3 protein-coding genes are annotated in these 4,231 nt (G+C 64.2%); all 3 read left to right on the top strand.

The window, feature by feature from the left end:
• The first annotated feature begins 162 nt into the window (after positions 1-162).
• The 3 genes from NZM16_RS06085 to NZM16_RS06095 all read left to right on the top strand — a co-directional run bounded on the left by NZM16_RS06085 (position 163) and on the right by NZM16_RS06095 (position 3,849).
• A complete protein-coding gene (locus NZM16_RS06085) occupies positions 163-1,614 on the top strand; it encodes an ABC transporter ATP-binding protein (RefSeq protein WP_295479323.1) in 1,452 nt (483 codons plus the stop codon).
• A 164-nt stretch (positions 1,615-1,778) separates the two neighbouring features.
• Positions 1,779-2,864, top strand: a complete 1,086-nt coding sequence (locus NZM16_RS06090) for an ABC transporter permease (protein ID WP_295452817.1) — start codon at positions 1,779-1,781, stop codon at positions 2,862-2,864.
• Positions 2,854-3,849 carry an ABC transporter permease gene (locus tag NZM16_RS06095; protein WP_295479325.1) on the top strand — a complete coding sequence of 332 codons (996 nt, stop codon included), beginning with the start codon at positions 2,854-2,856 and terminating at the stop codon, positions 3,847-3,849. Before NZM16_RS06090 ends, NZM16_RS06095 begins: the two co-directional genes overlap by 11 nt.
• Positions 3,850-4,231 lie beyond the last annotated feature (382 nt).

Genomic DNA, 4,231 nt, shown 5'->3' on the forward strand with positions numbered 1-4,231 from the left:
CTGGAAGGCAATGGCCCCTCCCCCCTTTCTCCCCTCCCCACGGCCAGGGGGCCGTGGGGAGGGGAGAAAACATCCTTCGGGGGCGGTGCGGGAGCCTTTAGCCCCCGCACCGCCCCCGAAAACCCCCAAATTGAAAATGGACAGAGCCCTATGAAGGTAGAGATGCGTCATATCCACAAGTCCTTTGGGTCTGTGCGAGCCCTGCAGGATGTCAGCCTCACCGTTGAAGCGGGCACCATCCATGGCCTTCTCGGGGAGAACGGGGCGGGCAAGACCACATTGATGAAGATCCTTTCCGGCTACCTGCGGCCCGATCGAGGGGAGATCTTTCTGGATGGAAAGCCGGTGCGCTTTGCTTCGCCGGCGGAGGGCCTTCGACATGGGATCGGGATGCTCCATCAGGATCCCATGGACTTCCCCGCCATGTCGGTCCTGGATAACTTCATGATGGGCCATGAAGGCGGATTCTGGCTGGATCGCCGGGGGGCACGTCGGGCGTTGCGGGAGCTGGCCCGTCCGTTCGGGTTCGATTTGGATCCAGAGGCCCGTGTGGATCGTCTGACGGTAGGGGAGCGACAGCAGCTGGAACTGCTCCGCCTCCTCTGGCGGGGGGTCCACGTCCTGATCCTGGATGAGCCCACCACCGGCATCAGCGCTCCTCAAAAAGCTCAGCTTTTCGACACCCTGCGTCGTCTGGCCGGAGAGGGGAAGACCGTGATCTTTGTGACCCATAAGCTGGAGGAGGTAGAGGAGCTCTGCCACCGGGTCACGGTCTTGCGTCAGGGCCGTCTGGCGGGGGAAGCGACCCCGCCGTATTCCCCGCAACGTCTGATCGAGATGATGTTCGGCCGATCCCTTCCGATGCCGGAACGCCAGCCGATTCCTCCCGGCGAGCCGGTCCTGCAGATCCAAAACCTGGTGGCGGGCGATCACCGCCTCCGGCTAAGCCGGGTGAACCTTACCGTGAGGTCAGGGGAAATCATCGGCCTGGCCGGGATGGAGGGAAGCGGCCAGCAATTGTTCATGCGGGTCTGCGCCGGTCTCGCCCGCCCTTGGGAGGGCTCCATCCGGGTGCAGGGGAGGGATCTCACCGGAAAGCCCTACCATGCCTTCCTGGACGCAGGCGTCCTCTTCGTGCCCGCCAACCGCCTGGAAGAAGGCCTGATCCCGGGCCTCACGCTTACGGAGCATTTCCAGCTGGTGTATCCGAACGGCCGCTATCTGATCGACTGGGAGCGGGCCCGTGTGGAGGCCCAGCGTCGGATCCGGGATTTCCATATCCGGGGGAAGCCGGAGACAATGGTGGAATCGCTCTCCGGCGGAAATCAGCAGCGAACGTTGCTGGCGCTGATCCGGACGCCTGCTCATCTGTTGCTGCTGGAGCATCCCACGCGCGGGCTGGATGTCGAATCCAGCATGTGGATCTGGCAACGATTGAAGGAGCGGGCCCAGCAAGGCACCGCCCTGATGGTGATCTCCTCGGATCTCCAGGAGTTGTTGCAATATTGCGATCGGATCATCGTCTTTTTCAGCGGTCGGATCTCGGAACCGATGGCGGTCGAGGAGCTCACACTGGATCGGCTCGGCCACATGATCGCTGGGCGGGGATGGTGAAGAGGCCCATGGGGGAGCACGCTGTTCACTTCCCTGAAGTCCTTTATCCCATCTCCCCAACCGTCCAAAGGGCCGAGGGGAAAGGGTCCTTCCACCTCGTCCGGCCCGCTCCCAGCTGGGTGCCTCCCGAGCAAATTCCGTCAAACTTGGAGTGAACAAACGCGATGAAAGAGATCCTGCTCCCTCGCGCTCGCCCTTCTCGATGGATCGAGTTCGGCTTTCAGAGCCTCTCGATTTTGATGGCTTTGCTGTTCACCACGCTCGTGCTGCTGATGGCCGGGGCTCCCCCCCTGGAGGCCTATCGTCAGGTGCTGGAAGGGGCCTTTGGCTCCCTGAAGCGCGCGACAGACATCCTGGTGGCCTGGGTACCGCTGATGCTGGTGACATCTGGCCTGTTGCTCACCTTCACCGCCGGGCTATGGAACATCGGCGTGGAGGGGCAGATCATGCTGGGGGCCATCGCTGCCACCGGAGTGATGCGCGCCCTTCAGGAGACCAGCCTCCCGCCCCCGGTGATCCTGATCCTCGCGATGGCGGCTGGGATGGCCGGAGGGGCCGCCTGGGCGGGTCTGGTCGGCCTCTTGAAGATCCACGGGGGCGTTCACGAGATCTTCGGCGGTCTGGGGTTGAACTTTGTGGCCACCACGCTGATTCTGTGGCTGATCTTCGGCCCCTGGAAACGACCCGGGATCGGCTCCATGAGCGGCACGGAGCCTTTCCCGGAGCGCTTATGGCTGCCGGTGTTTCCAGGCCTCCGGTTGAGCCCCTGGGCGTTGCTGCTGGCCCTTCTGAGCATCGCGCTCGTCTACGTGCTGTTAAGCAACACGCATTTCGGGCTCCGGCTGAAAGCAATCGGAAAGAATATCCGAGCGGCGCATCGGCTGGGGGTGCCGACGGCTCGCTACCTGTTCCTGGCCCTGCTCGGATGCGGGGCGATGGCCGGACTGGCCGGTGCCGTGCAGGTCACCGCCGTTTATCACCGACTGATCCCTCCCATCTCCAGCGGCTACGGCTACCTGGGGCTACTGGTGGCCATGCTGGCCAATTATCGGGTTTCATGGTCCGTCCCGGTCGCTTTCTTTTTCGCCGCCCTGAACATCGGCAGCATCCAACTTCCCATCACCTTGAAGCTGGATTCCACCCTATCCGGCGTGATGCAGGGCGCCCTGGTGCTTTTCGTGCTGCTGATGCAGGGCGCGCGCGCGCGATGGCAACCCAAATCCCCCGCGGAGTCCAGGGATGACGCCTGAGTGGATCTTCGGTCTGGCTGGGGTTCTGGCTGCCGCTGCCCCGCTCCTGATCGCGGTGGTCGGCGAGACCTTTTCAGAGCGGGCTGGGGTCGTAAATCTTTCGGTCAATGGGGCGATGTTGCTGGCCGCGATGGCCGGCTTCGCAGTCGCTGTGCGGACAGGAAGCCTGGAGCTGGGGTTCCTCACCGGCACCCTGATCGGCGCGCTGATGGCCCTGGTGGTGGCCTTCGCCAGCCTCACCCTCCGCCAGTCTCAGGTCGCGGTGGGGTTGGTGCTGGCCTTGCTGGGTCGGGATCTGGCCTATTTCCTGGGGAACCCTTTTATGGGCGTGCCAGGCCCTCGCGTCGGAGCGCTCCCGATCCCGGTTCTGAAGGATCTTCCTATCCTCGGACCCCTATTGTTCCAACAAAGCCCCCTGGTTTACATCAGCCTGCTCACCGTGGCGGCCGCATGGATATGGATTTTCCGGACCCGGCCGGGCCTGGTGCTTCGTTGCGTGGGCGAACGGCCTCCTGCGGCGTTCGTGCGGGGGGTCCCCGTGACCCGGATTCGCTACGCCTATACGGTCCTGGGCGGGGCGTTGGTGGGATTCGCCGGGGCCGCTTACACCCTGGATCTCAAAGGCGGCTGGCAAGGGCCGATCTCCGGCATCGACGGAATCGGGTGGATCGTGCTGGCCATTACGATCTTCGGAGGCTGGCATCCGGTGCGCGGGGCTTTCGGCGCGTTGCTGTTCGCCCTGCTCCAGTGGCTCAGCCTGGTCCTGCAACCCAGCCTCCCCGGAATCCCCTCCCAGGTCCTCAATGTCGCGCCATTCCCCTTGATGATTTTCGCGCTGCTGCTGACCAACCTGGGCAACACCGAGTGGGTCCAGACGGCGCTGTCTCGCCTCCCGGAGTCCAGCCGTCGTCTCGCCCTCCGGATCCTCCGCAGCCTCCAGGTCTCCCCGCCCGCCGCGTTGGGGATGGCTTTCGAAGAGGAATAGAAGTTTAGAGTAAAGGGTTTCCCCTTGCTGTCTTCCTCTGGGGCGGGCGGGGCCGTCCCCGGCAGCCTCGCCCGCCCAACAATCCCTCCGAAATCGGGGGCGCGATCCACCCGGTCGAGCACTACCTCCCGAAATCCCCCAGAGGCTCCTCTCGGAATGCGTGGATTAGGGGTTCGGGGGCAGAGTCAGGCGCCTTGGCCCCGGCCCAACCTGAAAAACGCTGCGCTCATGGCCAGCCCTCGGGGCAGGAGCGGACTATCCCGCCATGCGTAGCCTCAGGCGACAAGTCCGATCCAAGCGCCCTCGGGAGGGAAGCCGGCCAGGCCCTTCTCCCCTTTCTCAATCTTTTTGGGGCTGGGGCGCCGCCTTCGGCGGCGCCCCA

Source organism: Thermoflexus sp., assembly GCF_025055495.1.
Classification (GTDB): domain Bacteria; phylum Chloroflexota; class Anaerolineae; order Thermoflexales; family Thermoflexaceae; genus Thermoflexus.